The sequence below is a fragment of the Arthrobacter sp. TMS2-4 genome (genome assembly GCF_054511075.1).
Window position 1 is genome coordinate 261,890 of record NZ_JBTNDI010000001.1, and the last position, 26,665, is coordinate 288,554.

Consider the following 26,665-nt stretch of genomic DNA (forward strand, 5'->3'; position numbering starts at 1 on the left):
GTCCGTCCTTGCCGTCGGGCACCGCAGGGCAGCAGGATTAGTGATCGGGGGCGCGCTGGCGGTAGCGTTTGGCGTGAATGTGCTGAGCCGGGGCTGCCCTCTGCCCCTGTGCGACGCGACCCTTTTCTGGTGATGACCTCGCTCCCGCTCCTGAAGGAGAATCAATGACCGAGCAGAATGCCTCCCTGCACTACGGTGACGGCGAACTCAGCCTGCCGCTCGTACGCGCAGCCGAGGGCAACCACGGCTACGACGTGTCGAAGCTGCTGAAGCAGACGGGCCAGGTCACCTTCGACCCAGGCTTCATGAACACCGCGGCCACCACGTCGGCGATCACCTACATCGACGGCGACGCGGGCATCCTGCGCTACCGCGGGTACCCGATCGAGGACCTCGCCAAGCACTCCAGCTTCCTCGAGGTGTCCTACCTCCTGATCTACGGGAACCTGCCCACGGCCGAGGAACTGACCGCCTTCGACGGCCGGATCCGCCGTCACACCCTCCTGCACGAGGAGCTGAAGGGCTTCTTCGGCGGCTTCCCCCGGGACGCCCACCCGATGCCCGTGCTGTCCTCGGCCGTCTCGGCGCTGTCCACGTTCTACCAGGATTCACTCGATCCCTTCGACGACGAGCAGGTGGAACTCTCGACGTTCCGCCTCATGGCGAAGCTGCCCGTCATCGCGGCGTACGCGCACAAGAAGTCCATCGGCCAGCCCATGCTGTACCCGGACAACTCCATGAACCTCGTGGAGAACTTCCTGCGGCTCTCCTTCGGTCTGCCCGCCGAGCCGTACGATCTCGACCCGATGATGGTCAAGGCGCTGGACCTCCTGCTCATCCTGCACGCCGACCACGAGCAGAACTGCTCGACGTCGACCGTCCGCCTCGTGGGCAGCTCCAACGCGAACATGTTCGCCTCCGTCTCCGCCGGGATCAACGCGCTCTTCGGTCCGCTGCACGGTGGCGCCAACGAGGCCGTGCTGAACATGCTGCGCGACATCAAGGCCCAGGGCATGCAGCCCGAGGCCTTCATGGAGAAGGTCAAGAACAAGGAAGACGGCGTGAAGCTCATGGGCTTCGGGCACCGCGTCTACAAGAACTACGACCCGCGCGCGAAGATCGTCAAGGCCACGGCCCACGACATCCTCGGCAAGCTCGGCGGCAACGACGAACTGCTCGACATCGCGATGCGGCTCGAGGAGAAGGCCCTCGCGGACGACTACTTCATCGAGCGGAAGCTCTACCCCAACGTGGACTTCTACACGGGCCTGATCTACAAGGCCATGGGCTTCCCGGAGAAGATGTTCACCGTCCTGTTCGCGATCGGCCGCCTTCCGGGCTGGATCGCCCAGTGGCGCGAGATGATGCAGGACCCGCAGACGAAGATCGGCCGCCCGCGCCAGCTGTACACGGGTGAGGGCGAGCGCCACTACCCCGCGAACTGATCATCCGCAGCACGACGGCGGCCGTCCACCCGTTCAGGGGTGGGCGGCCGCCGTCGTCCGGTGCGGGCCGCCGCGCCGGGCGACCGGACCCGTGGGAACGCCCCCACGGGTCTGGGCCGCCGCGCCGGGTGTCCGGCCCGGCAGCCGGACGCCGTCCTGCGCCTCCGGTCAGGCGTCGGCGGTGGCGTAGCCCTGCGGGTTGTTCTTCTGCCAGCGCCAGTGGTCCTCGCACATCTCGGCGAGGCTGCGGGTCGCGGACCAGCCGAGGTCGGCGAGGGCCGACGACGGGTCGGCGTAGCTGACTGCGGCGTCGCCCGGCCGGCGGGGAGCGAACTCGTAGGGGATGTCGCGGCCGACCGCCGCCGAGAACGCCCCGAGGACCTCGAGCACGGAGGATCCGTTGCCCGTCCCCAGGTTCCAGGTGTGCACGCCGCCGTGGGTCACGAGGTAGTCGAGGGCTGCGAGGTGGCCCTCGGCCAGATCCACCACGTGGATGTAGTCGCGCACCCCGGTGCCGTCCGGCGTGGGGTAGTCGTTGCCGAACACCAGGACCTTCTCCCGGCGTCCGACGGCCACCTGCGCCACGAAGGGCAGGAGATTGTTCGGGATGCCCGTCGGGTCCTCGCCGATGGTGCCCGAGGAGTGTGCCCCCACGGGGTTGAAGTAGCGCAGCAGCGCGATGCTCCAGCGGGGATCCGCCGCGCCGACGTCCATGAGGATGTCCTCGATCTGCTCCTTCGTGCGCCCGTAGGGGTTCACGGCGTCGAGGGGGAGCTTCTCGGTCAGGGGCACCTCCTCGGAGGCGCCGTAGACGGTCGCGGACGAGCTGAAGACCAGGGTGCGTACACCGGCGTCGTCCATGACCCGCAGCAGGTTCAGGGTGCCGCCGACGTTGTTGGAGTAGTAGTACAGCGGCTTCTCGACCGATTCGCCGACGGCCTTCAGGCCCGCGAAGTGGATGACGGCGTCGACCTTCTCCTCGGCGAAGATGGCGCGTAGCCGGGCTTCGTCCAGGAGGTCGGCCCGGTGGAAGGTCGGTGTCCGGCCGGCGAGGGCCGCGACCCGTTCGAGCGAGGTCTCCGTGGAGTTCAGCAGGTTGTCGACGACGACGACGTCGTGGCCGTGTTCGAGCAGGGTCAGGACGGTGTGCGAGCCGATGTAGCCGCTGCCACCGGTAACGAGTATTTTCACGCTCCCATCCTAGGTGCATCCCCGCGGGAGGACGGGGACGGAACCGGCCTGCAGCTGCCCCGCCCGCCTCTGGAGCCGTCGGGATCGGAGCATTACTGTAGGAGGACACTCGGCCGGCTCCGAAGGAGGCCCATGTCGCACGCCGCATCCGGTTATAGCGCGTACTTCACGGTGGACACCTCGGAGGTGCTGCTCGTGGCGCTGTACCTCAGGGACTGCGCGGGGCTGCAGGGCGTCGGACTGCCGGCGCTCCCGCCCCTGAACCCCGCGGTACGCAAGGTCCCGACACGGCAGCTGATCCGGCCGGTGGGCGGACGGGCGACCCTGCGCGTCGAATGGGAGGCGTGGTGGCACACCCTGCTGGTCCACCGCGTCGGGGACGCGGTGCTGCCGCTACCGCCACGGTTCGAGGCGCTCGACGGCATGGCCGCGCTGAAGGCCCTCCTGCGGGCGCACTTCGGCACGGCAATGGCGTGGGCGGCGGAACGGTGCGCGGAGTACGCCCTCCGCGTGGGGGCCCGCGGCGCGGACAGCATGGATCTCCTGCTCGGACGCATCCTCGAGGAGCGCGAACTCGAGCTGGGACGCCCGGCCCGCCCCTTCACGCTCGAGGTCGTCGAGCTGCCCCTCGAGGGCCGGCGGGCCTGGTGGGTCGAACCCGACAAGCTGCTGATCTGCCAGGACCTGTTCGACGACGAACTCGCCTTCCGCAGCTATGTGGAACCGATCGTCAGGGTCCTCGCCTGAGCCCGGAACGCAAACACGCCGGGCGTCAGGGTGCCGCCCCCGCGACGGTGATCGTGACCACCCCGGTCTCCGTCGCCGTCGACGACCAGCCGCCGTCCGCCCTGTCCCATGCGAGGCCGGAGAACGCCACCGAGGTGATCTGCAGGGCGGACGCGTTCGCCACCGCCCACTGTGCGACGGCCCAGCCACTGGTCTCTGCTGCGTCGACCGTGAGGCGCGTCCCGTCCACCGTGCCGCCCAACGGACCGAAGACCTCCTCGGCCGCCGTCGACACGGCCAGCGGGTCGCCGGTGGTCGAGGGGTCGCGGAGGGTGCACTCCAGGGCTGCGGGGGAGTAGCCCGTCAGTGCGGAGGCGAACGCCCGGCCCTCCGGCTCGTGGTCGGCGTACGCCGTGGGGTAGGCGGAGCGCTGCACCGTCTGGGCGGCTTCGGTGATCGGCAGCGTCTCGTAGCCCGGGATCCTCACCAGTGCGTCGTAGAACGCCCCCGCGGCGTAGAGGGGCGTCATGACCTGCTCCTCCGTCCCCCAGCCCTGCGAGGGGCGCTGCTGGAACAGGCCGCGGGAGTCCGGTCCGGCGTCGTCCCCGTAGTCGATGTTCTCCAGCCGGGACTCCTGGATCGCCGTCGCGATGGCGATCGACGCCGCACGGGCCGGCAGCCCCCGGCTCACGGCGACACCAGCGATGAGGGCGGCGTTGCCGGTCTGCTCCGGTGTGAGCTCGAAGGTGTCCGCTCCCACGGTCACACTGCACCGCTCCCGGATCAGCACCTCGCTCTCGCCGAGGTGGTGGACGGCTGCGGCCGTCCCGCCGACGACGACGAGCGCGAGGCCGGCGAGCATGGCGCCGGTACGGAGCTGTCGCCGCCTGCGCCGGACGGCAGCCGACGGGGGCCGCGGGGACATGCGCTAGTTCGCGTGCAGGGCCGGGTTGAGGGCGATGCCCTCGCCGGTGCGGGGACGGGCCTCGACGGCTCCCGTGGCGGAGTTGCGCCGGAAGAGGATGCCGGCCTCCCCGGAGAGCGTGGTGGCCTTGACCAGCGACCCGTCCTGGAGCGTCACCTTGGTACCCGCTGTGAGGTAGAGCCCGGCCTCGACGACGCAGTCGTCGCCGAGGGAGATCCCGACGCCGGACTCGGCGCCCAGCAGGCACCGCTCGCCGATGGTGATGCGCTCCTTCCCGCCGCCGGAGAGCGTGCCCATGATCGAGGCCCCTCCGCCGATGTCGGAGCCGTTCCCGACGACGACGCCCGCCGAGATGCGCCCCTCCACCATGGACTGGCCGAGCGTTCCGGCGTTGAAGTTCACGAAGCCCTCGTGCATCACGGTGGTGCCGTCGGCCAGGTGGGCGCCGAGCCGCACGCGATCCGCATCGGCGATCCGGACACCGGCCGGGACCACGTAGTCGACCATGCGTGGGAACTTGTCGACGCCGTAGACGGCGACCGGGCCGCGGGCTCGCAGCGCAGCACGGACCGTCTCGAAACCGTCGACGGCCACCGGTCCGTGATTGGTCCACGCCACGGTGGCCAGCAGGCCGAAGATGCCGTCGAGGGAGATCGTGTTCGGCTGGACGAGGCGGTGGGACAGGAGGTGGAGCCTCAGGTAGGCGTCCTCGGTGCTCGTCGGGGCATCGTCCAGGTCCACGACCAGGTCGACGACCCGCTGGGTGACGTGCCGGGCGTTGTCCACGCCCGACTCCGCGAGGGCCTCCAGCGTGTCCCGCAGTCCGGCCGCCGCGGCGTCGCCGGCGGCCGGCTCGCCGATCCAGGGGGCGGGGTACCAGGTGTCCAGGACGGTTCCGTCGGAGGTGATCGTGGCGAGGCCGAGGCCGCCGGCAGGACGCCCGGGAGCGGACATGGATGAGCTGGGCGCAGGAGGAGTCATGGTTCCGAGTCTACCGAGCGATAGGGTTGCAGCATGATTCCCACCCCCTCCACGGTGCTCGATCCGAGCTCCGACGTGGCCCAGCTGACAGCGCGCCTCCTCGATCTCGAGAGTGTCTCGGGCAACGAGGCGGGCATCGCGGACGCCGTCGAGCACGCGCTGCGGAGCCTCGATCACCTGGAGGTGGTGCGTGACGGCGACTGCGTGATGGCGAGGACCGGCCTCGGGCGGGCCGAGCGGGTCATCCTCGCCGGGCACCTCGACACCGTGCCCCTGCCGACCGTCCCCGGCTCGCGCGGGACCGTGCCGTCCGTGTGGGACGGCGATGTCCTCTACGGGCGGGGCGCCACCGACATGAAGGGCGGCGTCGCCGTCCAGCTTGCCCTCGCGGCAGCCCTGACCGAGCCCACACGCGACATCACCTTCATCTTCTACGACCACGAGGAGGTCGAGGCCTCCCTCAGCGGACTCGGCCGGGTGGCGGCGTCCTACCCGGACTGGCTGGCGGCGGACTTCGCGGTGCTCCTGGAACCGACGGACGGCACCGTGGAGGGCGGATGCAACGGTACCGCGCGCTTCGACGTCCGGGTAGCCGGCAAGGCCGCGCACTCGGCGCGTGCCTGGCGGGGCGTCAACGCGATCCACGGTGCCGCCGAGATCCTCGTCCGGCTCCGGGACCACGCGCCGGCCACGGTCCACGTGGACGGTCTCGACTACCGGGAGAGCCTCAACGCGGTGATGATCAGCGGTGGCACCGCCGGCAACGTCATCCCGGACAGTACGGTGATCGAGGTGAACTACCGCTTCGCTCCCGACAAGACCCCCGAGCAGGCCGAGGCGTACGTCAGGGCGCTGCTCGAGGGGTTCGACGTCGAGCGCACCGATGTGGCCGCCGGCGCGCGGCCGGGCCTGCAGCACCCCGCCGCGGCCGCATTCGTCGCGGCCGTCGGCGCGGACCCGAAGCCGAAGTACGGCTGGACCGACGTCGCGCGGTTCAGCGCCCTCGGCGTGCCGGCGGTCAACTTCGGTCCCGGTGACGCGCTCCTCGCGCACACGGACGACGAGCACGTGCACGCCGACGCCATCCGTGCGTGCCTCGATGCGCTGATGACCTGGCTGTCCTGACCGGCTTCCCCGTCAGGTGGAGGCAGGATCCATCGCGATCGCGCCCAGCGCGGCGGGCTTGGTCCCCTTCGTCCTGAAGCTCAGGAGGACGGAGAGCCGCGTCGCGAGGGTGGACAGCGCGAAGTTGATGAGGATGAAGATGGCGGCGGCGACCATCAGCGACGGGATGATGTTGCCTTCGCCCACGCCGAGCCGGCGCATGTACTGCAGGAGCTCGGGGTAGGTGATGATGAAGCCCAGCGCCGAGTCCTTGAGGATCACCACGAACTGGCTGATCAGGGCCGGCAGCATGGCGATGAGTGCCTGCGGGACCTCGATGGCGCGGAGCGACTGGTTGGCCGTCAGGCCGATCGCCATGCCCGCTTCGCGCTGGCCCTTCGGCAGGCCGTGGACTCCGGACCGGACCAGCTCCGCGATCACGGAGCCGTTGTAGAGCGTGAGGGCGGTGACCACCGCGATGAACGGCGCGTCCTGGGGTGGCACCAGGCCGGAGCTGCCGAGCGCAAGCCAGAAGAAGATCATCATGAGCAGCACGGGGACGGCACGCAGGAACTCGACGACGACGCCTGCGATCCACCGGACGGGCGCCAGGTGCGAGAGCCGGCCGACGCCGAAGATCAGGCCGAACACCACGGAGGTGACGATGGCGATCGCCGCGGCCTTCAACGTATTGGCGAGCCCCGGGAGGATGAAGAACTCCCAGGTCCTCGCGTCGAGGAAGGGCGTCCACATGCTCGCCTCGAGCTGTCCCTTCTCGCCCAGCGTCGAGATGATCCAGGCGAGGATGCCGAGGATGATCAGCACTCCGACGATGTTGCCGATCAGGATGTTCCGGCGTGCGCGGGGACCGGGCGCGTCGAAGAGGACCTGCTGTGCGCTCATCGTGCCACCGCCAGTTTCCGTGAGGCCCAGGTGGTCAGCAGTCCGATCGGGATCACCAGGATCACGAAACCGAGGGCGAAGGTGAGGAAGATCGGGATCACGAGGTCGGACCGGAACTCGATCATGGTCTTCATGAGGCTCGAGGCCTCGGTGGCCACCGAACCCGCGGCGGCGACGGTCGAGTTCTTGATGAGCGCGATGAGCACGTTCCCGAGGGGCGCGATGGCGCCGCGGAACGCCTGGGGGAGGATGATGAGGCGCGCCGCCGGAAGGAAGCTCAAGCCGATGGCCCGCGCCGCCTCGGCCTGTCCGAGCGGGACGGTGTTGACGCCGCTGCGGATGGCCTCGCACACGAAGGCCGCGTGGTACACGGCCAGGCCCACAATGGCGATCCGGAAAAGGCTGGCGTTCAGGTCGGATGCCAGGCTGATCTGCAGGACGGAGAACAACCCGAGGAAACCGAAGGCCAGGATGATGGTCAGCGGCGTGTTGCGGAAGATGTTCACGTACGCCGCGCCGAACCACTGCAGGCTCGGGATGGGGGAGATGCGGAACAGGGCCAGCACCGTGCCGATGATGAGCGCGAAGATGGCAGCCCAGAACGACAGTTGGATGTTGACCCAGAACGCGGCGAGCACGTTATAGGTCTCGAACAGCGACAGGTAGTCCTCCACGGTTCACCTCTTTCCTGATGGGGACATGGCATTGGCGGGGTGGTCCGGCGGACCACCCCGCCAATGGGAGCGATGCTAGGCGCAGGGCTCAGGCTCGGGCGGGTTCAGCTCCGCGTCGAAGGAGTAGTCCGCACCCTCGGTGTTGCTGTTGATCGCCTCTTCCCAGGCACCCTCGTCGATCATCTTGGTGATGGCCGCGTTGATGTCCTCGCACCGCTCGCTGCCCTTGGGCAGGCCGACGCCGTACTTCTCCTCGGAGAAGGTGTTGCCGACGACCTTGAACTTGCCGGCGTTCGATTCCTGTGCGGCGAGACCGGCGAGGATGATGTCATCGGTGGTGACGGCGTCGATCTGTCCGCCGCCCATCGCCGTGACGCACTCGGCGTAGCCGGGCTGCTCGACGAGCTGCACGCCGGGGTACTGTTCCTTGATCTTCTCGGCAGACGTCGAGCCCGTGACCGAGCAGAGGTTCTTGCCCTCGAGGTCCTCGGGGCCGGTGATGTCGCTGTCCGTCGGGACGAGGAGGTCCTGGCCGGCGACGAAGTAGGGTCCCGCGAAGTCCACGGTCTCCTTGCGGGTGTCCGTGATCGAATAGGTCGCGAAGATCATGTCCACCTGGTTGTTGGACAGCAGGTTCTCGCGGTTCGCGGACGGCGCCTCGACGAACTCGATGTTCTCCTCGGACACCCCGAGCTCACCCGCCACGTACTTCGCGACATCGACGTCGAAGCCGGAGTAGGAGCCTCCCTCGTCGTAGCCGAGGCCGGGCTGGTCGAACTTGATGCCGATGCGGAGGCTCTCCGCGCTGCCGGTCTCGCCGCCGCCGCCTTCGCTCTCGGCGCTGTCGCCGCCGCCACAGGCGGACAGTGTGAGTGCTGCTACGGCCGCCACCGCGGCTGCCGCATATCGGGTCTTTCGCATTGGATCTCCTTGCGTCGCGGCCCCGGAAGGCCTCGTGGATTCTGGTGCTGGGGGGTCAGTGCGAGAGGATCTTGCCGAGGAACTCCTTGGCGCGATCACTCCGGGGATTGGTGAAGAACTCCTCGGGTGTGGCCTCCTCCATGATCTGGCCGTCCGCCATGAAGATCACCCGGTCGGCGGCGCGGCGGGCGAAGCCCATCTCGTGCGTCACGACGATCATGGTCATGCCCTCCTTGGCGAGCGCGACCATCGCGTCGAGGACCTCGTTGATCATCTCCGGATCGAGTGCCGAGGTCGGTTCGTCGAACAGCATCACCTTGGGCTGCATGGCGAGCGCCCGTGCGATCGCGACACGCTGCTGCTGGCCACCGGAGAGCTGGGCGGGGAGCTTCTGCGCCTGGTTGTCGACGCCGACGCGCGTCAGCAGCGACATCGCGAGCTCCTTGGCCTCGCTGCCCTTCAGGCCCCGCACCTTGATCGGGCCGAGGGTCACGTTCTGGAGGATCGACTTGTGGGCGAAGAGATTGAAGGACTGGAACACCATGCCGACGTCGGCGCGCAGCTGCGCGAGGGCCTTGCCCTCCGCGGGGAGGACCTTGCCGTCGATGGCGATCTCGCCGTCGTCGATGGTCTCGAGGCGGTTGATGGCGCGGCACAGCGTCGACTTCCCGGACCCGGAGGGCCCGATGACCACAACGACCTCGCCGCGCCCGACCTCGAGATTGATATCGCGCAGGACGTGGAGTTCCCCGAAGTGCTTGTTCACGTTCTTGAGCGAGACGAGGGGGCTTCCCGAGGACGCGGACGCAGTCGGTTGCGGTTCACTTGTCATGGGAGAAATGTAGCGAACTATTCCCCTCCTCCAATACAACGGAAGGGAAAGGCAACGATTGTGATTTAAGTGCAACCGGAGCGCTGTTTCGTTCTCCGACCTGCACCGATGGCCGGCGCATTCGTTAGCCTAGGACAATGTCTCCCTCCCAGCAGCCCCCGGCCGGTGACCACACCGGACCTTCCACCGCAGACGACGGCGCTCTTCAGGCATCACCCGACGCCCGCGGGGAACAGGCCACCAACGGGACGTCCCGCGCCCGCGCGAACGGTGCGCCGGCTGTCAGGGCCACGCGGCACAAGGGCCCGGTAGAGCTGCGACGCGGCCAGGCGGGGGCTCCGCAGTCCGACAGCATGCTGCTGGACGCCGATCCCGGCGGAGGCTTCACCCGCACCGACCCATGGCGTGTGCTGCGCATCCAGAGCGAATTCGTCGAGGGGTTCGGCACGCTGGCCGACCTCGGCCTGGCCATCAGCGTCTTCGGTTCGGCCCGCACGCCGCGGGACTCGGCCTTCTACACGATCGGTGAGGAGGTGGGCCGGCGCCTGGTGGCAGCCGGGTACGCCGTCATCACCGGGGGAGGCCCGGGCGCCATGGAGGCCGCGAACAAGGGCGCCTGCGAGGCCGGCGGGGTCTCCGTGGGCCTGGGCATCGAGCTGCCCTTCGAGCAGGGCATGAACGAGTGGGTGGATCTCGGAATCAACTTCCGGTACTTCTTCGCGCGGAAGACGATGTTCGTGAAGTACGCCAACGGGTTCATCGTGCTGCCGGGCGGATTCGGGACCCTCGACGAACTGTTCGAGGCGATGACCCTGGTCCAGACCCGCAAGGTCACCTCGTTCCCGATCGTGCTCATCGGGGTCGACTACTGGCGCCCGCTCATGGACTGGATCAAGGGCACGCTGCTCGCCGAGGGCACCATCTCGGAGAAGGATCTCTCCCTGGTGCAGCTCGTCGATACGGCGGAGGAGGCCGTCCGGATCGTCGCAGCCTCATCGCGCCATCCGCACGTACCGAGCGCCGCGTCCGACCAGCGCTGAGAGGCGATTCTGGCACCATTGCGGTGTGACTATCTTTCTGGTGATCCTCGCCGTCCTGCTCGTGGGAGGAACCGCCGTCCTCGCCTCGGGGCGCCCCCTCCCGGCGCTGCTCCGGAGGCGCACCGTCCCGTCCGGGCAGGACGGGCTGGGCCTGGTGGAGCCGGTCGCGAGTCTTCCTCCCGTCCTCCTGCCCGAGCGCCCCTCCGCGCCGGATGTCGACGCCGTGCGGTTCGGCCTCGGCCTCCGTGGCTACCGCATGGATCAGGTGGACGAGGTCCTCGACCGGCTCGCCGCCGCCCTCGCCGAGCGGGACGCCGTCATCGGCGAGCTGCGCTCGCGGCTCGCCGCGCAGGACGCCCGGCGGTGAGCGGCGCCGTCCCCGGCTCCGACGGCCGGTTGCGCTGCGGCTGGGCGGTCTCCAGCGCGGAGTACGAGCGGTACCACGATCTCGAGTGGGGCCGCCCCGTCCGGGACGAGACCGGTCTTTTCGAACGCCTGAGTCTCGAGGCCTTCCAGTCCGGCCTGAGCTGGATCACCATCCTGCGGAAGCGGGACGCGTTCCGCCGCGCCTTCGCCGGCTTCGTCCCGGAGGCGGTGGCGGCGTTCGACGGGCACGACGTCGAGCGGCTCATGGCCGACGCCGGCATCGTCCGGAACCGGCGGAAGATCGACGCGACGATCGCCAACGCCCGGGCCCTCCTCGCGCTCCCGGACGGGCTCACCCTCGGTTCGGTGCTCGGGCGCCACCGCCCGGAGCCGGGCCCGGCCCCCGCCTCCCTCGCCGATGTCCCGGCGGTCACGGAGGAGAGCACGGCGCTGGCCCGCGACCTGCGGAGCCTCGGGTTCCGTTTCGTGGGCCCGACGACGGCGTACGCCATGTTGCAGGCCACGGGATACGTCGACGACCACCTCCGGGACTGCTGGGTGCGCGGCTCCGCGGGAGGCGACGCTGACGCCGAAACGGTCACGGACGACGCGACCGTCAGGACAGCGCCCGACGACGGCACTGCGTGAGCCGCACGGGGACCACCGCGCCCGGTGCGGCGGTGCCGCCGACCCGGCTGCGGGTCCACTGGGTCGTGCAGGTCCTGGCGGTCTTCGCTGCGGGTCGCCTCGTGTCCACCGTGATCTTCCTGCTCGCCGCGGCACGCCAGGGGCCCAGCCCGTGGTCCGGCCCTGCACCCGGCTACGGTGCGTTCATCAACTTCTGGGACAGCGGCTGGTACGAGAGGATCTTCACGGAGGGCTATCCGTCCGACCTGCCGCGGGACGCCCTCGGCGTCGTCGGCCACAACCAGTGGGCGTTCTACCCCCTGTACCCGGGACTCGTGCGCGGGCTGGGAGCGGCGACCGGCCTCGGCTGGGGCGTCCTCGCCCCCGTCGTGTCGGTGGTGGCCGCGGCCGCGGCGTCCCTTGTCATCTACCGACTGTTCAGGCTGCGCTCGGACCACGGGACCGCGCTCGCAGGAGTCACCGTCGTGTGCTTCGCTCCCGTCGCGGCCGTCCTGCAGGTGCCGTACGCGGAATCACTGCACCTGCTGCTGCTGGCCTCGGCACTGTACCTCGTCGCGGTCGGCCGGTACGGCGCGGCCGTGCCCGTCGTCGTGCTCATGGCCCTGGCGCGTCCGACCGGGGTGGCCTTCGCGATCGCGATCGGGGTCCTGTTCCTCCACGCGGTGTGGACGGCGCGCCGCGCTCGTGCTCCGCACGACCGCCGCGCAGCGGAGCGAAGGATCCTGCCACTGTTCCTGCTCGGCGTGGTCGCCTCCATCGCAGCGGTCGCCTGGCCGGTCATCGCCTGGGCCGTGACGGGTCTGCCCGCGGCCTACGTGGAGACGGAGACGGCGTGGCGGGGCGAGCCCCTCGTTCCGTTCCTGCCCTGGTTCGAGGCGCCGGCCGCCGTCGTCGGGCCCGCGGCGGGGGTGCTGGTGGTCGTCGGGCTCGTGCTCGGTGCGATCGCGGTGTTCCTCGCGCCGTCCGTGCGGTCGATCGGACTCGTACCGGGCGCCTGGTGCGCTGCGTACCTCCTGTACCTCGCCGCGTTCTGGGACCCGCAGTCGAGCACCTGGCGTATCCTGCTGCCGCTGTTCCCCCTGGCCCTCGCGGTCGCGACCCTGCGCGGTGGACGCCTCCTCTGGGTGCTCCTGCCGGCGTGCGTGGTGCTCCAGTTCCTGTGGGTGGACTGGTTGTGGGCCTGGACCCCGACGGGCCCGGACGGGGATTATCCACCATGATTGTGATCCACGCCGCACCTTAATTAGCAGGTGCAGGACTTGTGCTGAATAATAAGAGTGATGACGTGCACATCGGGGGACCCGTACAGGTCACTGCGGTGGAGCACCGTTTACTGTTGCGCTGCCGCTGATCGCGGCCGCGCCCTGTTGAAAGGGACACCCCTATGGCTGCCATGAAACCGCGGACCGGCGATGGGCCGATGGAAGTCACCAAGGAGGGGCGCAGCCTCATCATGCGGGTGCCCATCGACGGTGGCGGACGCCTCGTCGTCGAACTCAACGCCGACGAGGCAGGCCGTCTCAAGGATTGCCTGCTCGACGTCACCAACCAGCTCGCCCGCTAGGGTCCCGGCCGTCAGGCGCGCTGCTTGACGGCCAGCAGGAGTCCGCTGCCGGTGGGCAGGAGTGCCGAGACCAGGGCGTCGTTCTCGCGGACCATCCGGCCCACCTGACGCAGCGTGTTGGTCGACTGCTCGCGGACGGCGGGCTCCGCCACCCGGTCCTGGTCCAGTGCGTCGTTGACGATCAGGATGCCGCCGTCCTTCAGGAGGCGTGTCGCCTGCTCCACGTACACCGGGAGTCCCGGCTTGTCGGCGTCGATGAAGACCAGGTCGTAGGCCGCATCGGTCAGGCGCGGCAGCACGTCCGCGGCGCGTCCGGAGATGGTCCGCGTGCGATTCGAGGGAATGCCTGCTTCCGTGTAGGCCTCCCGCGCGGCACGGAGGTGGTCCACGTCCGAATCGATCGTCGTCAGGACAGCGTTCCGCCCCAGGCCACGCAGCAGGCAGACCCCGGAGACGCCTGCGCCCGCGCCGACCTCGACCGCCGTCGTCGCCTTGGACGCGGCTGCGAGCACGGTCAGGGCCGCCCCGACGGCCGGCGTCACCGGGCTCACCCCGAGCTCGTGGGACCGGTCGCGCGCCCGGAGCAGGGTGTCGTCCTCCTCGGGGAGTCCCTCGGTGTAGGACCAGCTGCTGTGTTTGTCGGAGGCCATGGACGTCCATTCTGTGAGCGGAGGAGATGTGGGGGAGGGGGCGTCGGCAGGCCGTGTCCCCGCCCCAACACTACTGTGCGGCGCGGGCGCTCCTCCATGGGGGTGTGGGGTGCACGCGGAGCGGGCGTACGCACCGCGCCCTGCCAGCCGATTCCCAGCTTGGTGGGAAAGACTTTTTCCTCGGGACATCCGGCACGAGCACAGTATCGAATTCCTGACACCACCGTCCGAGCCTTCCGGCGACCGGCGGATCAGGTCCGGAAGTCGAGGCGAAGAGGGGAACATGATGTCCAGTGTGAAGGCGGCCCGGACGGCCGGGGAGGCGGTCCCTGCAGCGGATGCGCCGATCCTCGACGAGCACGGCAACCCCTGGGTGGCGCCGTCGTGGGAAGAGGTCGTCACCAACTACTCGCCCAAGGTGTACCGGCTGGCCTACCGGCTCACCGGCAACAGGTTCGACGCCGAGGACCTCACGCAGGAGGTCTTCGTCAGGGTGTTCCGGTCACTCGCGAACTTCAAGCCAGGCACCCTCGACGGCTGGCTGCACCGCATCACCACGAACCTCTTCCTCGACCAGGCGCGCCGCAAGACCCGTATCCGCTTCGACGGGCTGACGGAGGAAGCGGAGAGCCGCCTGCCCAGCAAGCACCCGGGCCCCGAGCGCAGCTTCGAGTTCAACAACCTCGACATCGACGTGCAGGCTGCCCTGGACGAGTTGCCGCCGGACTTCCGCGCGGCCGTGGTCCTCTGTGACCTCGAAGGCCTGGCCTACGACGAGGTGTCCCGGGTGCTCGGGGTCAAGCTCGGCACGGTGCGCTCACGCATCCACCGGGGCCGCACGATGCTGCGGGAGAAGCTCGCGCACCGGGACCCCCGCACGGCCGGCAGGAGCGGCGCCGCCCTCGGTGTCCCGCGGATCGCGGGCCTGGGCTGAGGACCATGCTCCATCGTCAGCGCTCCCTCCAGGACCTCGTGGACGGTGAGCTGTCGGATCGACGGCGCATCGCCGTGGAGCGGCACGTCTCCCGCTGCTCGTCCTGCGCCGTTGCCCTCGAGCGGATCCGCAGCCTGAAGACCACGCTGCTGGGCCTGGACCGTCCTTCCCCGCACCCCGACTTCCAGCACAGGCTGCTCTCGACCGGACCCGACGGCTTTCCCGCGCCCCGCGGAGTACCCGCCGGCTCGAGCGCGGCCCCCGCGCCCGATCACCACGACCTCACCGGTCACCGCGACCACGGCGACCACGGCGACCACGGCATGCCCCGCCACCGCCGCTCGGTGCTCGTCACGGCCGGCGGCTCGGCCGTCGTGGCCGCAGCCATCCTCGCCTCCGCCTACGTGGTGGGTTCGGAGGCGCGTCCGGTGGCGGCAGGACCGGGGATGGATCCGGCGGCAGGGACGGCGGCACTGAGGTCGGGGTGGGAGTCGGTTGCGCCCCGGACGCCCACCTACCTCGACATGGACCAGCTCGAGACGCTGCGGGCGGGCGGCTGGTCCTGCCCGGAACTCGAGGCACTCGGGTTCACGCTCAGGAGCGCGGAGGGCATTACCGTGGGCGGCAGGCCGACCCTCGAACTCGTCCTCGAGAACGAGGGCGACACGGTGACCGTCTACGAGCAGCGCAGGGTCGGCGGCCCCGCCGTCGATCGGGCGGTCGCCCAGACTCCCCTCAACGCCGCGACCGGCAACACCGTGACCTCCGACGGGTTCGAGCACATCGGTGGTGCCGCCCAGGACGTCTGGGTCCGCGCCGGAGCACCGTGGCACGCAGTGCTCGACTCGCCGTCGGTCACGTACACCGTGGTGTCGGACCTCCCCCCGGCTGCCATGCCGCAGACCCTCAGTCAGCTCGTGACCGTGGAGCACGCCCAGCTCTCGCTCACACCCCAGGGGCAGGAGGACTCGCTGGTGGACCGTATCGTCCGGGGGCTGTCGATGATCACCGACCCGCAGAACGACGCCGGATAGGTCCGGTACGGACGGGGAAGGTAGTCTTTTCACGTGTTGGGAATCAACGGTCTCGAACTCGTGGTCCTCGCGATGATCGCCGTCATGGTGCTCGGCCCGGAGCGGCTGCCGGAGTACGCAGCCCAGCTCGCCCGGCTCGTGAAGGGGCTGCGGCGCATGGCGACCGGGGCGCGGGAGCAGCTCCGCGAGGAAGTGGGCCCGGAACTCGACGAGATGGACTGGCGGAAGCTCGACCCGCGCCAGTACGATCCCCGTCGCATCATCAAGGAAGCGCTGCTCGACGACGTCGGGGATGTCTTCAAGCCCGTCAGCGACGGCGCACCCAGGGCTGTCCCCCCGACGTCCGGCGCCGTCCGATCCGCCCTCTCGATGCAGGCCGGTCCGCGGCTCCCGACGGGGCAGCCCGCACCCTACGATCTCGAGGCGACCTAGGGTACTTCTTCGGGCCGTCCGACGTCGTCAGCGGACGCTGACGGGAAGTTTCAGACCGGTCAGGCCGCGGGGACGCCGGGCCAGCGCGACGGCGATGGACTCCAGTTCCGCGGCGGCCGCCGAACCATCCCCCTGCAGGACGAGCGGCCTGCCGACGTCGCCACCCTCGCGGAGTGCCACGTCGAGCGGGATACTGCCGAGCAGTGGAATCTCCGCGTCGAGCGTCGTCGACAGCCGTGCTGCGACCGCGCTGCCCCCGCCGGCACCGAACAGCTCCAGGCGGGTACCGTCGGCGAGCTCGAGCCAGGACATGTTCTCGATGACACCCGCGACTCCCTGCCCGGTCTGCGCCGCCATGGCGCCGGCCCGCTCGGCGACGTCCGCGGCAGCGCTCTGCGGCGTGGTGACGACCAGGAGCTCGGAGGCCGGGAGCAGCTGGGCGACGGAGATCGCGATGTCGCCGGTGCCCGGGGGCAGATCGAGGAACAGCGCGTCGAGGTCGCCGAAGTAGACGTCGGTGAGGAACTGCTCGAGGGCGCGGTGCAGCATGGGGCCGCGCCAGGAGATGGGTTGGTTTCCCTCCACGAACATGCCGATCGAGATCACCTTCACGCCGTGGGCCACCGGCGGCAGGATGAGTTCGTCGACCCGCGTGGGCTGCTGCGTGATGCCCATGAGTGCGGGGACGGAGAAACCGTAGACGTCGGCGTCGACGATGCCCACGCGGAGCCCCTGGGCGGCCATCGCGACGGCGAGATTCACCGTGACGCTGGACTTGCCGACGCCGCCCTTGCCGCTCGCCACCGCGTAGACCCGCGTCAGCGAGTCCGGCTCGTTGAAGGGGATCCCGCGTCGGCCGCCGGCGCCCTTCAGCTGCTCCTTCAACGCATCGCGCTGCTCCTGGTTCATGACCCCGAGGTCCACCGCGACGCGGTCTACGCCGTCGACCGCGGAGAGCGCCGACTCGGCGTCGTGGGTGATCGTCTCGCGCAGCGGGCAGCCGGCGATGGTCAGCAGGACGCGGATCCGCACCGTCCGCTCCCCGATCTCCACGGACTCGAGCATGCCGAGTTCCGTGATGGGACGACGCAGTTCGGGGTCGATGACCGTGGCCAGGGCCGCGCGCACGGCCTCCTCGGTGGGCAGGGCGCGGCTCACCGTGACTGCTTCCTCCCGGCGGCCTGGACCTTCGGCAGCGCGACCGTGTTCTCGGAGGGTTTCCGCGGCTTCCGCTTCTGCAGCGTGAGTTCCTGCCCGTCCGTCGTCTCGAGCAGCTCCTCGAGCACGGAGCGGAGCTCGGAGCGCACATAGTCGCGTGTGGCGACCTCACGCAGCGCGATCCGGAGTTCGGCGATCTCCCGGGTCAGGTACTCGGTGTCCGAGAGGTTCCGTTCGGCGCGCTGGCGGTCCTGACGCAGCGAGACCCGGTCGCGGTCGTCCTGCCGGTTCTGGGCGAGCAGCAGCAGGGGCGCCGCGTAGGAGGCCTGCAGGGACAGCATGAGTGTGAGTGCGGTGAACCCGAGCGCCGCGCTGTCGAAGCGGAAGTCCGCCGGCGCGAAGGTGTTCCAGACGAGCCAGATGATGCAGAACACCGTCATGTACAGCAGGAACTGGGGGGTGCCCATGAAGCGGGCGAAGTTCTCGGTCGCACTTCCGAAGCGGTCCGGGTTGGGCCGTGGCCTCAGCAGGAAGCGCTTCCGGACCACCCGGGGCGTGTCCAGTCCGGTGGAACTCGACCTGATCTTCTCAGCCACGGCGGTCGCCTCGATTCTGTCCGGGGGCATCGTCCTGCGCCCGCCAGTCGTCGGGCAGCAGGTGGTCCAGTACGTCGTCGACCGTGACGGCGCCGACGAGCCGGCCCTCCGTGTTGACGACGGGCAGGGAGTTCAGGTTGTAGGTCGCGAGGATGCGCGACACCTCGCTGACGTTCGACTGGTCGCCGATCGCCTCGAGGTCGGTGTCGATGATGTTGCCGAGCGGCTCGGGAGGCGGATAGCGCAGCAGCTGCTGGATGTGCACGACCCCGAGGTAGCGGCCGGTCGGCGTCTCGAGGGGCGGGCGGCAGACGAAGATCGAGGACGCCAGCGCGGGGGTCAGTTCCTCGCGCCGGACGTGGGCGAGTGCCTCGGCGACGGTCGCCTCCGGTGGGAGGATCACGGGCACGGTGGTCATGAGGGAACCGGCGGTGTCCTCCTCGTACTCGAGCAGGCGGCGTACGTCCTCGGCGTCGTCGGGCTCCATCAGCTGGAGCAGCTCCTCCTTCTGGGCGTCGGGGAGCTCGTTGAGGAGGTCCGCCGCGTCGTCAGGGTCCATCTCCTCCAGGACGTCGGCCGCCCGCTCACGGGTCAGGGACGTCAGGATCTGGACCTGGTCGTCGTCGGGCAGTTCCTGCAGCACGTCGGCGAGGCGGTCGTCCTGCAGCTCACCGGCCACTTCGATGCGCCGCTTGTCGTTCATCTCGTGCAGCGCGTCCGCGAAGTCGGCGGCCTTGAGGTCCTCGTGCTGCGCCACGAACTGGGTGGCTCCCTGCGGTTCGTCCGTGGTGCCGTGGAAGGCGTCGAGCCAGTCGATGATGAGTCGTTCCCCGCCACGGCGCAGTCCGCGCAGGGGCGAGGAGACGCCACGGCGCACGAACAGCTGCGACACGTGCCAGTCGCCCGTGCGATTGCGCTCCATCGCGACGTCCTCGACGACGGCGTTCCCGCTGCCGTCGCGCAGGGTCAGGCGCCGGTCGAAGAGTTCGGCGACCATGAGCATCTCCGCGCCGCGCTGCTCGAAGCGGCGCAGATTGACGAGGCCGGTGCAGATGATCTGTGAGGGGTCCATGGACGTGATGCGCGTCATGGGCACGAAGACCCGCTTCTTGCCCGGTACCTCCACGACCAGGCCGATGACCTGCGGCGGTTTCGTGGGGCCGCGGTCCAGCACGACGGCGTCCCGCAGGCGGCCGAGGCGGTCACCGAGCGGGTCGAAGACATCGAGGCCCAGGAGGCGGGCGACGAAGACGCGGGTCGAGTTGGTAGTCACGCCTCTAGGCTATCGGGCGCGGCATGGCAGGGCGGCATCGGAGTCGCCCGGGCGACAGCCGTCCGGCGACCGGTCGGCGGACCGGCAGTTCTCTGTGGGCGATATGCCTCCCATCGCTCGGAGCGGTAGGCCAGAATGGGGAGCATGTCGACACCACCACTTGGATCCACCGCCTCTCGCGACCTCGGCCGGGTACTACCCACCGGCGAGCCGATCGGCCGGTACACCAGCTACCTCGACGCCCAGAAGGCCGTCGACTACCTCGCGGACCACAAGTTCGCGGTCCAGCGCGTAGCGATCGTCGGCAACGACCTGAAGAGCGTGGAGCGGGTCACCGGACGCCTCAGCTACCCCCGCGTGGCGCTCGGCAGTGCGGCGACCGGCGCCTGGTTCGGCCTGTTCGTGGGACTGATCCTCAGCCTGTTCGCGGGGAGCGAGTCCGGGATCACGATCACCTCGTCGATCATCCTCGGCGCCATCTTCTGGCTGCTCTTCGGCGTGATCACCTATGCGTTCCAGCGGGGGAAGCGGGACTTCACCTCCACCAGCCAGGTCATCGCGGCGAGCTACGACGTGATCGTGGAGCCGGAGCTCGCCGGGGAGGCCCGCAGGCTCCTGCAGCAGTTGCCCATGAACGGCCAGGCGCAGCACCCCGGCGCCAACCCTTCGGGCTGGGGGCAGGCGCCTAACCAGCAGCCGCAGCGCCCCGCTTCGTGGAACGACCCCTATGCGGACCAGCAGCCCCGGCAGGCGGAGCCGGAGCAGCCACGGCCGACGGAGGACCAGACCGCCGGCCTCGGCACCACCGGTCCCCGCCGTGGACAGTTCCCCGACCTCCCGGACGGACGCCCGCAGTACGGCGTCCGGGTGGAGGACCAGGGGTCCGGAGAGGCCCCACCGGCGGGACAGGGGGACACCACGGCCACCGGGGAGCCCCGCACGCGCGACGACGACGGTGGGCACGGCTCGACCGCAGCCGGCGGGCAGCGGTAGGGCGCTCGGACGCCGGCATCCGGCTCACGAAGCGCCGCACACGAAGGCGACGCCGGCGTCCGGCTGGCGAAGCGCCGCACACGAAGGCGACGCCGGCGTCCGGCTGGCGAAGCGCCGCACACGAAGGCGGGGACCCGATCCGCGTCCCCGCCTTCGTGCTGTCCGGCCGCCGTGCGGTTCGGCTGCCGGTCGGCGCGGCTTTCGTGCCGTCCTGCCGCCGGGCGGGCAGGCTACTCGCCGGTGCTGCCCCAGATGCCACCCATCCAGTTCTCGACGTCCTCGGGAGTGCGCGGCAGGGCCGCGCTGAGGTTGACCGGACCGTCGGCCGTCATCAGGATGTCGTCCTCGATGCGTACGCCGATCCCGCGGTACTCCTCGGGGACCGCGAGGTCCTCGGCCTTGAAGTAGAGGCCCGGCTCGATGGTGAACACCATGCCCTCGGTGAGGATCCCGTCGAGGTAGAGCTCGCGCTTGGCCTGGGCACAGTCATGGACGTCCATGCCGAGGTGGTGGCTGGTGCCGTGCGGCATCCACCGCCGGTGGTGCTGGCCCTCGGGTGCAAGGGCCTCTTCGAGCGGAACGGGCAGGAGTCCCCAGCGGTCGAGGTTCTCCGCGAGCACGGTGATCGCGGCGAGGTGGATCTCCCGGAACTTACGGCCGGGCTGCGCGGCGGCGAAACCGGCATCGGCGGCGTCGAGCACCGCCTGGTAGATCCGCCGCTGTACGTCGGTGTACCGCCCGTTCACGGGCAGTGTGCGGGTGATGTCGGCGGTGTAGAGGCTCTCGGCCTCGACCCCGGCGTCCAGCAGGAGCAGATCGCCGGCCCTGACCTGTCCCGTGTTGCGGATCCAGTGCAGGGTGGTGGCGTTGTTCCCGGAGGCGGCGATGGTGTCGTATCCGAGGTCGTTCCCCTCCTCACGGGCACGCGTGAAGAACGCGCCTTCGACGACGCGCTCGCCCCGCGGATGCGTCATGGCGCGGGGGAACGACCGCACCACCTCGTGGAAACCCTCGACGGTCGCGGCGACTGCCGTCTCCATCTGCCGGATCTCCCAGGCGTCCTTCACGAGCCGCAATTCGGAGAGCGCCTCGGCGAGCACGGCATCGAGGGCGTCGGCCTTCTCGAGGTCCACCCCGGTGTTGATGCGTGAGGTGTCCACGAGGGCATCGGCGTTGAAGTCGACCTCGCGGAGCAGGCGAATGCCCACGCCGCCGATCTCGACCACTCCGGCGTCCTTCGTGATGGCGACTTCGAGCCCTGCGAGATCCGCGGTCCTCAGCGCGAGCTGAGCCTCGATCTGTGCCATGGACAGGCGCTGGCCGATCCAGAACTCGCCGTAGCGGGCGTTCGCGTAGAACTCGTCGCTGTCGCGTCCGGCGGGCTCCCGGAAGTACAGCGTGGCGACGTGGTTGCCGCCGTCGTCGCCCGCGCCCTGCTCCACGGGTTCGAGGACGAGCACGGCGTCGGGCTCGTGGTCGAGTCCGAGGCCGGTCAGGTGCGCGAAACCGGAGTGCGGCCGGTAGCGGTAGTCGGTGTCGTTCGAACGCACCTTGAAGGGGCCGGCGGGCACGACGATGCGCTCGCCCGGGAAGCGGTCGGAGATTGCACGACGGCGGCGCGCCGCGTGCGGAGCTACGGGCGATGCGGCGGGAAGGTCATCCGAGGCAGGTGCCCAACTGCCCGCCATGAAGGCTTTGAAGGCCTCCGAGTCGGGTCGCTGGGACCGGTTGTCGTTCCGGTCCGAGAGGGGCTGGCCTTCGGGGGAGTCGGTGGGATTCAGGGCGGCGGATGCGGTGTCGTCAGGGCTCACCCCGTCATCCTCCCACCGTGGCTACACCACGGGAAAGTCCGGCATCCAGCTAATTGAGGAACTGAAGTAACTGGCGAGCCTCCCGTCGACGAACGGCACCCTCCTGGCAACCATCGAGGTCTTCGGCGGCACCGGCAGGACGAGCCGTACACCGGCGTGTACCGCGTCGGCTGGGTGCGCGTGGACGCCAGTACCGCCGTCGGCCGGACCGACCCCGCGGAATTCCTCTTCCAGCAGGTGCACGACTGCACCTTCCTGCACCGGCTTCCGCTGGTGAGCTACTGATGGGAGGGGAGCGGGACGCCGAGCGGGAGAGGTCCCTGACCGAGGCGATCGACACCATGGCCGCGCGGGCCCTGATCGTCACCCTGACCGATCAGGCGCGCGCGGAGGTGGACGAGTTCCAGTGCGGTTGGATCGACGCCATCATGCCGTGCTTCGATGCCCTGAGCATCGATGACGTGCACGAACTGCGGCGGCTGCTGTCCCTCGTGCTGCCCGTGGAGCGGCCCCGCCGGTGAGGATGACGGTCTGCGGCGCGTAGATTGGTTCGGTGAGAATCGATCTGCACACGCACTCCAACGTCTCGGACGGCACCGAGGACCCTGGGGTCCTCATTGCGTCGGCCGTCGCGGCGGGCCTCGACGCCGTCGCCCTGACCGACCATGATTCGACTGCCGGCTGGGGCCGCGCGCAGGCCGCCGCCGCGTCCCTGGGGATCGCCTTCGTCCCCGGCATGGAGGTCTCCTGCCGGACGGACACCGGAATCAGCGTGCACGTGCTCTCCTACCTGCACGACCCGCTGCACCCCGGACTGCTCGCCGAGATCGAGAAGTCGCGGACAGCGCGCCTGACGCGGGCGCACCGCATGGTCGAACTGATGGCGCAGGACTTCCCGATCACCTGGGAACTCGTCGAACAGCACGTGACGGAGGGCGCCACGGTGGGGCGCCCCCACATCGCCGATGCGCTGATCGCGCTCGGCATCGTCACCACGCGAGCCGAGGCCTTCGATCGCATCCTGACCGCGCGCTCACCCTATTGGGTCAGCCATTACGCACCGCATCCCGCCACCGCCGTCGCGCTCATTCGCGACGCCGGTGGGGTCCCCGTCTTCGCCCATCCATCGGCCTTCACCCGGGGAGCCGTGGCGGGCGGCGCGGTCCTCGACGAGATGATCGACGCCGGCCTGCTGGGCCTCGAGGTGGAGCACCGGGACAACCCCGAGAGCGCGCGCGTGACCCTGCGGCAGATCGCGCGGGACCGTGGGCTCCTCATGACGGGGTCGAGCGACTACCACGGGCTCGGGAAGCCGAACCTGCTCGGCGAGAACACCACGACGGCTGAGACGTTCGACGCCATCCGGGCCCTCGCCACGGGTACCCGGGTCGGCTGAGCGCCGGTTTCGGCCGGAGTTCCTCTCCGATGAGGGGGTTTACGTGCTGCGGGTCTGGTGCGGCTCCTGTCACTCCTCCTGGAGTGCGGTTGTGGACCGTCGACGAGCTTCCCGACGCGCTGCCGGGCGGTTTCGGTGCCCGGTGCGGCACCTGCCGTGCCGCACCGAGGACGGCAAGCCATGAACACCGTTGTCCTTCGATGATCGTGCCTCGATGTCACGTCGTAGCGTTTTCGGGTCGTGGGTGATTCAGGTTTCCGGTGACAATCCGTAGCGTCTCGGGGTGGAGGTAGTTTCGACCTCCGGTATCGGCCCGTCGTGAGCTCGGATCGTAGGTGCTCCGGGATCCTGGTGCCGGCCCGTAGCCACCTCGAAATGTCGGTGGTGGTTGGGAGAATTCAGTATGGACAGCAGCCGGAATGCTCCTCACGAAGCGACCTATCTCGGTGGCGCTTCGCGGCAGGCCGTCGCCCAGTCGAATCCGGTCCGGTCGGTGATTGTCCCGTCCGTTCCGGTCCCGTCCGTTGCGGTCCCGTCGGTTGCGGTCCCGTCGGTTGCGGTCCCGTCGGTCGCCGTCCCGTCGGTCGCCGTCCCGTCGGTCGCCGTCCCGTCCGTCGCCGTCCCGTCCGTTGCGGTCCCGTCGGTCGCCGTCCCGGCTGGCAGTTCCTCGGCTGGCACTTCCTCGGCGGCCCGGGTGTGGGAGCTGATCGATGCGATGGCCTCCCTTGCCCTCCCGGCGGACGGTTCGGAGCTGATCGATGAGATGCGTGCCCTGGAGGATCTGAAGTCCGCGATCGCCGGCCGGCAGGCCCGGGTTAGTGTGGCGTTCGATCTGGCGCAGCGTCAGTCGCAGGCACAGGCTGGTGTCCCTGCTGCTGAGCGGGGGCAGGGGGTGGCGGCGCAGATCGCCCTGGCCCGTCGGGAGTCTCCTGCCCGGGGTGGCCGGCTGCTGGGGTTGGCGCGGGCGCTGGTCACGGAAATGCCCCACACCCTCACCGCCCTGGAGGCGGGTCAGTTGAATGAGTGGCGGGCGACCCTGCTGGTGCGCGAGACGGCGTGCCTGTCCGCGGCGGACCGGTGCGCGGTCGACGAGGACCTCAGCCCCGATACAGGTGCGTTCGACGGTGTCGGGGATCGGGCGCTGGTGGCTGCGGCGCGGGCGGCGGCGTACCGGCGGGACCCCCGCAGTGTGACCGAGCGGGCGAGCCGTGCCGTGAAGGACCGGCACGTCAGTCTGCGCCCGGCACCGGACACCATGACCTACCTGACCGCTCTGCTCCCGGTGGCCCAGGGCGTGGCGGTGCACGCGGAGCTGACCCGGCACGCCGATGCCCAGCGCGCCGCAGGGGATGAGCGCAGCCGCGGCCAGTTGATGGCCGACGCCCTCGTGGAACGCACCACCGGCACACCGGACGGGTTCTCCCGCATCGAGGTCCAGCTCATCATGACCGACCGGACCCTGCTCCAGGGCGACAGTGAGCCGGCCCGGCTCCCGGGCTACGGGATCGTCCCCGCCGGCTGGGCCCGCAACCTCCTCACGAACGATAAGGCCGGGCAGTCAGCCGATCACGTAGCAGGACTCGCAGGGAGCGCGGGGCAGGTGACAAGTCTGGCTTCCGGTCCCGCAAGCGGGCTACCGACAGAGTCGGGGCCGGGCTACGAGGTGTGGCTCCGACGCCTGTACACCGCGCCCGGGACCGGCGAGTTGGTCGGCGTCGAGTCGAGGTCCCGTCTGTTCACTACCGGGCAGCGCCGATTCATCCAGGCCCGCGACCACCTCTGCCGCACCCCGTACTGTGACGCACCGATTCGGCACCACGACCACATCATCCCCTGGCACACCAACGGACCCACCAGTCTGTCCAACGGTGCAGGACTCTGCGAGGCGTGCAACCACACCAAGGAACTCGACGGCTGGAACGCACGAACTATTGCGACGCCGGGGTTCAGGCACACCCGCGAAGTCAGCACGCCGACGGGACACACCTACCACTCCACCGCCCCACCCCTTCCCTGCAGCGGGCCGAACGGCAGAAACCACGAACAGCGCGAACGACAGGAGCAGCACGGCATCAGGCCAGCCCACCCGCCGGCGTCGGGGGGCGATGCCCGGAATGACGACGGTACGCTGACGCGGCCTGCTCGCCACTCGCGACGAGCCGAACTCTTCTACGCGTAACAGCAGCCGGAGGTCATATCCAGGGTGCGAGGCGTGCGCGCATGACGTCGATGGCCTGGGGGTTGCTGTCCACGCACACGAAGCGGCGGCCGAGCTTCCCGGCAACCGCGCCGAGCGTGCCGGACCCCGCGAAGAAGTCCAGCACCCAGTCGCCCTCGCGGCTGCTCGCCGCTACGGCGCGGCGCAGCAGGCCCTCCGGTTTCTGGGTGGGATAGCCCGTCTTCTCGCGGCCTGTCGGAGAGACGATCGTATGCCACCAGACGTCCGTCGGCAGCTTGCCGAGGGCGGCTTTCTCGGCCGTCACCAGGCCCGGCGCCATGTACGGTTCGCGGTCCACCTCGGCGCTGTCGAAGTGGTAGCCGGACGGGTTCTTCACGTAGACGAGGATGTTGTCGTGTTTTGCGGGCCATCGGCGCTTCGCCCGGGCGCCGTAGTCATAGGCCCAGATGATCTCGTTGAGGAAGCACTCCCGCCCGAACAGGGCATCCAGCATGACCTTCGCGTAATGCACCTCGCGGTAGTCCAGGTGCACGTAGAGGGTGCCGTCATCGGCGAGGAGCCGCCAGGCCTCCGCGAGGCGCGGCGCCAGGAAGTCCCAGTAGTCCTCGAAGGCATCGTCGTAGCTCGAGAGCACGCCCTTGACCGTCGAGTAGGACATGCCCTTGAACCCCACCCGGTCTCCGGCTCCTCCGACCGCACGCACCATGGTGGTCTGCTGGCGGCGCTGCGCCCGCCCGGTGTTGAACGGGGGGTCCACGTAGATCATCGTGAAGGCGGCGTCCGGCAGGACGGCGAGGTACTCCGCGTTGTCCGCGTGCACCACGAGGTTGGCGCCGTCCGGGCTCCAGGCGGGAGCCTCGGACGGCGCAGGAAGCTCGGTCACCGAGCG

The 26,665-nt window shown here is 69.7% G+C and carries 28 protein-coding genes; 15 read left to right on the top strand and 13 right to left on the bottom strand.

The window, feature by feature from the left end:
• The first annotated feature begins 164 nt into the window (after positions 1–164).
• Positions 165–1,445 carry a citrate synthase gene (locus ACX80F_RS01275; RefSeq protein WP_459334571.1) on the top strand — a complete coding sequence of 427 codons (1,281 nt, stop codon included), beginning with the start codon at positions 165–167 and terminating at the stop codon, positions 1,443–1,445.
• Positions 1,446–1,613: 168 nt separating this feature from the next.
• Here the strand turns inward: ACX80F_RS01275 and galE are convergent, their stop codons facing one another.
• A complete protein-coding gene (gene galE, locus ACX80F_RS01280) occupies positions 1,614–2,636 on the bottom strand; it encodes a UDP-glucose 4-epimerase GalE (protein ID WP_459334572.1) in 1,023 nt (340 codons plus the stop codon).
• A 132-nt stretch (positions 2,637–2,768) separates the two neighbouring features.
• Between galE and ACX80F_RS01285 the strand changes: the two genes are divergently transcribed.
• Positions 2,769–3,383, top strand: a complete 615-nt coding sequence (locus tag ACX80F_RS01285; RefSeq protein ID WP_459334573.1) for a hypothetical protein — start codon at positions 2,769–2,771, stop codon at positions 3,381–3,383.
• A gap of 25 nt (positions 3,384–3,408) precedes the next feature.
• Here ACX80F_RS01285 and ACX80F_RS01290 read toward each other — a convergent pair whose 3' ends face one another.
• Both ACX80F_RS01290 and dapD read right to left on the bottom strand, forming a co-directional pair.
• Positions 3,409–4,287, bottom strand: a complete 879-nt coding sequence (locus ACX80F_RS01290) for a hypothetical protein (RefSeq protein WP_459334574.1) — start codon at positions 4,285–4,287, stop codon at positions 3,409–3,411.
• A gap of 3 nt (positions 4,288–4,290) precedes the next feature.
• A complete protein-coding gene (gene dapD, locus ACX80F_RS01295) occupies positions 4,291–5,268 on the bottom strand; it encodes a 2,3,4,5-tetrahydropyridine-2,6-dicarboxylate N-succinyltransferase (RefSeq protein ID WP_459334575.1) in 978 nt (325 codons plus the stop codon).
• 33 nt (positions 5,269–5,301) lie between these two features.
• On the opposite strand from dapD, the gene dapE reads away from it, so the two are divergent.
• Positions 5,302–6,393 (top strand): succinyl-diaminopimelate desuccinylase, encoded by a 1,092-nt coding sequence (gene dapE / locus ACX80F_RS01300; RefSeq protein ID WP_459334576.1) that lies wholly within the window; start codon positions 5,302–5,304, stop codon positions 6,391–6,393.
• Between the two features lie 12 nt (positions 6,394–6,405).
• Here the strand turns inward: dapE and ACX80F_RS01305 are convergent, their stop codons facing one another.
• The 4 genes from ACX80F_RS01305 to ACX80F_RS01320 form a co-directional block, all read right to left on the bottom strand.
• Positions 6,406–7,275, bottom strand: coding sequence for an amino acid ABC transporter permease (locus ACX80F_RS01305; protein WP_459334577.1), 870 nt, complete (start codon positions 7,273–7,275; stop codon positions 6,406–6,408).
• Positions 7,272–7,949 (bottom strand): amino acid ABC transporter permease, encoded by a 678-nt coding sequence (locus tag ACX80F_RS01310; RefSeq protein WP_459334578.1) that lies wholly within the window; start codon positions 7,947–7,949, stop codon positions 7,272–7,274. The genes ACX80F_RS01305 and ACX80F_RS01310 overlap by 4 nt, the downstream gene beginning before the upstream one ends.
• Positions 7,950–8,024: 75 nt before the next feature.
• Entirely contained in the window at positions 8,025–8,870 is an 846-nt protein-coding gene (locus ACX80F_RS01315) for a glutamate ABC transporter substrate-binding protein (protein WP_459334579.1), read from the bottom strand.
• A gap of 55 nt (positions 8,871–8,925) precedes the next feature.
• Entirely contained in the window at positions 8,926–9,702 is a 777-nt protein-coding gene (locus ACX80F_RS01320; RefSeq protein ID WP_459334580.1) for an amino acid ABC transporter ATP-binding protein, read from the bottom strand.
• A gap of 137 nt (positions 9,703–9,839) precedes the next feature.
• Here ACX80F_RS01320 and ACX80F_RS01325 point away from each other — a divergent pair, with 137 nt between their 5' ends.
• The 5 genes from ACX80F_RS01325 to ACX80F_RS01345 all read left to right on the top strand — a co-directional run bounded on the left by ACX80F_RS01325 (position 9,840) and on the right by ACX80F_RS01345 (position 13,320).
• Positions 9,840–10,742, top strand: a complete 903-nt coding sequence (locus ACX80F_RS01325) for an LOG family protein (protein WP_459334581.1) — start codon at positions 9,840–9,842, stop codon at positions 10,740–10,742.
• A gap of 25 nt (positions 10,743–10,767) precedes the next feature.
• Complete coding sequence (locus ACX80F_RS01330) at positions 10,768–11,109, top strand: DivIVA domain-containing protein (RefSeq protein ID WP_459334582.1); 342 nt, start codon at positions 10,768–10,770, stop codon at positions 11,107–11,109.
• The gene (locus tag ACX80F_RS01335; RefSeq protein ID WP_459334583.1) at positions 11,106–11,756 is read left to right on the top strand and encodes a DNA-3-methyladenine glycosylase I; all 651 of its coding nucleotides are present in this window, start codon (positions 11,106–11,108) and stop codon (positions 11,754–11,756) included. The genes ACX80F_RS01330 and ACX80F_RS01335 overlap by 4 nt, the downstream gene beginning before the upstream one ends.
• Entirely contained in the window at positions 11,753–12,976 is a 1,224-nt protein-coding gene (locus tag ACX80F_RS01340; protein WP_459334584.1) for a hypothetical protein, read from the top strand. Before ACX80F_RS01335 ends, ACX80F_RS01340 begins: the two co-directional genes overlap by 4 nt.
• 164 nt (positions 12,977–13,140) lie before the next feature.
• Positions 13,141–13,320 (top strand): DUF3117 domain-containing protein, encoded by a 180-nt coding sequence (locus ACX80F_RS01345; RefSeq protein WP_459334585.1) that lies wholly within the window; start codon positions 13,141–13,143, stop codon positions 13,318–13,320.
• An 11-nt stretch (positions 13,321–13,331) separates the two neighbouring features.
• Here the strand turns inward: ACX80F_RS01345 and ACX80F_RS01350 are convergent, their stop codons facing one another.
• Positions 13,332–13,970 carry an O-methyltransferase gene (locus ACX80F_RS01350; protein ID WP_459334586.1) on the bottom strand — a complete coding sequence of 213 codons (639 nt, stop codon included), beginning with the start codon at positions 13,968–13,970 and terminating at the stop codon, positions 13,332–13,334.
• 286 nt (positions 13,971–14,256) lie between these two features.
• Here ACX80F_RS01350 and sigE point away from each other — a divergent pair, with 286 nt between their 5' ends.
• From sigE to ACX80F_RS01365, 3 genes are read left to right on the top strand one after another with little or no spacing between them, the layout of a single operon-like run.
• Positions 14,257–14,904 carry an RNA polymerase sigma factor SigE gene (gene sigE, locus ACX80F_RS01355; RefSeq protein ID WP_459334938.1) on the top strand — a complete coding sequence of 216 codons (648 nt, stop codon included), beginning with the start codon at positions 14,257–14,259 and terminating at the stop codon, positions 14,902–14,904.
• A 5-nt stretch (positions 14,905–14,909) separates the two neighbouring features.
• Positions 14,910–15,938, top strand: a complete 1,029-nt coding sequence (locus tag ACX80F_RS01360) for an anti-sigma factor family protein (RefSeq protein ID WP_459334587.1) — start codon at positions 14,910–14,912, stop codon at positions 15,936–15,938.
• A 33-nt stretch (positions 15,939–15,971) separates the two neighbouring features.
• Positions 15,972–16,370: a Sec-independent protein translocase family protein gene (locus ACX80F_RS01365; RefSeq protein ID WP_459334588.1), complete on the top strand. Its 399-nt coding sequence runs from the start codon at positions 15,972–15,974 to the stop codon at positions 16,368–16,370.
• A 27-nt stretch (positions 16,371–16,397) separates the two neighbouring features.
• Here the strand turns inward: ACX80F_RS01365 and ACX80F_RS01370 are convergent, their stop codons facing one another.
• From ACX80F_RS01370 to ACX80F_RS01380, 3 genes are read right to left on the bottom strand one after another with little or no spacing between them, the layout of a single operon-like run.
• Complete coding sequence (locus tag ACX80F_RS01370; RefSeq protein WP_459334589.1) at positions 16,398–17,528, bottom strand: Mrp/NBP35 family ATP-binding protein; 1,131 nt, start codon at positions 17,526–17,528, stop codon at positions 16,398–16,400.
• Positions 17,525–18,124 carry a DUF1003 domain-containing protein gene (locus ACX80F_RS01375; RefSeq protein ID WP_459334590.1) on the bottom strand — a complete coding sequence of 200 codons (600 nt, stop codon included), beginning with the start codon at positions 18,122–18,124 and terminating at the stop codon, positions 17,525–17,527. The genes ACX80F_RS01370 and ACX80F_RS01375 overlap by 4 nt, the downstream gene beginning before the upstream one ends.
• On the bottom strand, positions 18,117–19,397 hold the full coding sequence (locus ACX80F_RS01380; RefSeq protein ID WP_459334591.1) for a magnesium transporter MgtE N-terminal domain-containing protein: 1,281 nt from the start codon (positions 19,395–19,397) through the stop codon (positions 18,117–18,119). The genes ACX80F_RS01375 and ACX80F_RS01380 overlap by 8 nt, the downstream gene beginning before the upstream one ends.
• A gap of 144 nt (positions 19,398–19,541) precedes the next feature.
• Here ACX80F_RS01380 and ACX80F_RS01385 point away from each other — a divergent pair, with 144 nt between their 5' ends.
• Positions 19,542–20,390, top strand: a complete 849-nt coding sequence (locus ACX80F_RS01385) for a general stress protein (RefSeq protein WP_459334592.1) — start codon at positions 19,542–19,544, stop codon at positions 20,388–20,390.
• A 230-nt stretch (positions 20,391–20,620) separates the two neighbouring features.
• Here ACX80F_RS01385 and ACX80F_RS01390 read toward each other — a convergent pair whose 3' ends face one another.
• Positions 20,621–22,201, bottom strand: a complete 1,581-nt coding sequence (locus ACX80F_RS01390; protein WP_459334593.1) for an aminopeptidase P family protein — start codon at positions 22,199–22,201, stop codon at positions 20,621–20,623.
• Between the two features lie 284 nt (positions 22,202–22,485).
• On the opposite strand from ACX80F_RS01390, the gene ACX80F_RS01395 reads away from it, so the two are divergent.
• The 3 genes from ACX80F_RS01395 to ACX80F_RS01405 all read left to right on the top strand — a co-directional run bounded on the left by ACX80F_RS01395 (position 22,486) and on the right by ACX80F_RS01405 (position 25,776).
• Positions 22,486–22,722, top strand: a complete 237-nt coding sequence (locus ACX80F_RS01395) for a hypothetical protein (protein WP_459334594.1) — start codon at positions 22,486–22,488, stop codon at positions 22,720–22,722.
• A 32-nt stretch (positions 22,723–22,754) separates the two neighbouring features.
• Positions 22,755–23,597, top strand: coding sequence for a PHP domain-containing protein (locus ACX80F_RS01400; protein WP_459334595.1), 843 nt, complete (start codon positions 22,755–22,757; stop codon positions 23,595–23,597).
• Between the two features lie 715 nt (positions 23,598–24,312).
• On the top strand, positions 24,313–25,776 hold the full coding sequence (locus ACX80F_RS01405) for an HNH endonuclease (protein WP_459334939.1): 1,464 nt from the start codon (positions 24,313–24,315) through the stop codon (positions 25,774–25,776).
• A 13-nt stretch (positions 25,777–25,789) separates the two neighbouring features.
• Here the strand turns inward: ACX80F_RS01405 and ACX80F_RS01410 are convergent, their stop codons facing one another.
• Positions 25,790–26,659: a DNA-methyltransferase gene (locus ACX80F_RS01410; RefSeq protein ID WP_459334596.1), complete on the bottom strand. Its 870-nt coding sequence runs from the start codon at positions 26,657–26,659 to the stop codon at positions 25,790–25,792.
• Between the last annotated feature and the right edge of the window lie 6 nt (positions 26,660–26,665).

Excerpts from the sequence above, each read along its gene's own strand:
- ACX80F_RS01275 (WP_459334571.1), top strand. The coding sequence starts at position 165 with ATGACCGAGCAGAATGCCTCCCTGCACTACGGTGACGGCGAACTCAGC.
- ACX80F_RS01285 (WP_459334573.1), top strand. The coding sequence starts at position 2,769 with ATGTCGCACGCCGCATCCGGTTATAGCGCGTACTTCACGGTGGACACC.
- ACX80F_RS01290 (WP_459334574.1), bottom strand. The coding sequence starts at position 4,287 with ATGTCCCCGCGGCCCCCGTCGGCTGCCGTCCGGCGCAGGCGGCGACAG.
- dapD (WP_459334575.1), bottom strand. The coding sequence starts at position 5,268 with ATGACTCCTCCTGCGCCCAGCTCATCCATGTCCGCTCCCGGGCGTCCT.
- dapE (WP_459334576.1), top strand. The coding sequence starts at position 5,302 with ATGATTCCCACCCCCTCCACGGTGCTCGATCCGAGCTCCGACGTGGCC.
- ACX80F_RS01305 (WP_459334577.1), bottom strand. The coding sequence starts at position 7,275 with ATGAGCGCACAGCAGGTCCTCTTCGACGCGCCCGGTCCCCGCGCACGC.
- ACX80F_RS01315 (WP_459334579.1), bottom strand. The coding sequence starts at position 8,870 with ATGCGAAAGACCCGATATGCGGCAGCCGCGGTGGCGGCCGTAGCAGCA.
- ACX80F_RS01320 (WP_459334580.1), bottom strand. The coding sequence starts at position 9,702 with ATGACAAGTGAACCGCAACCGACTGCGTCCGCGTCCTCGGGAAGCCCC.
- ACX80F_RS01325 (WP_459334581.1), top strand. The coding sequence starts at position 9,840 with ATGTCTCCCTCCCAGCAGCCCCCGGCCGGTGACCACACCGGACCTTCC.
- ACX80F_RS01345 (WP_459334585.1), top strand. The coding sequence starts at position 13,141 with ATGGCTGCCATGAAACCGCGGACCGGCGATGGGCCGATGGAAGTCACC.
- ACX80F_RS01350 (WP_459334586.1), bottom strand. The coding sequence starts at position 13,970 with ATGGCCTCCGACAAACACAGCAGCTGGTCCTACACCGAGGGACTCCCC.
- sigE (WP_459334938.1), top strand. The coding sequence starts at position 14,257 with ATGTCCAGTGTGAAGGCGGCCCGGACGGCCGGGGAGGCGGTCCCTGCA.
- ACX80F_RS01360 (WP_459334587.1), top strand. The coding sequence starts at position 14,910 with ATGCTCCATCGTCAGCGCTCCCTCCAGGACCTCGTGGACGGTGAGCTG.
- ACX80F_RS01385 (WP_459334592.1), top strand. The coding sequence starts at position 19,542 with ATGTCGACACCACCACTTGGATCCACCGCCTCTCGCGACCTCGGCCGG.
- ACX80F_RS01395 (WP_459334594.1), top strand. The coding sequence starts at position 22,486 with ATGGGAGGGGAGCGGGACGCCGAGCGGGAGAGGTCCCTGACCGAGGCG.
- ACX80F_RS01405 (WP_459334939.1), top strand. The coding sequence starts at position 24,313 with ATGGCCTCCCTTGCCCTCCCGGCGGACGGTTCGGAGCTGATCGATGAG.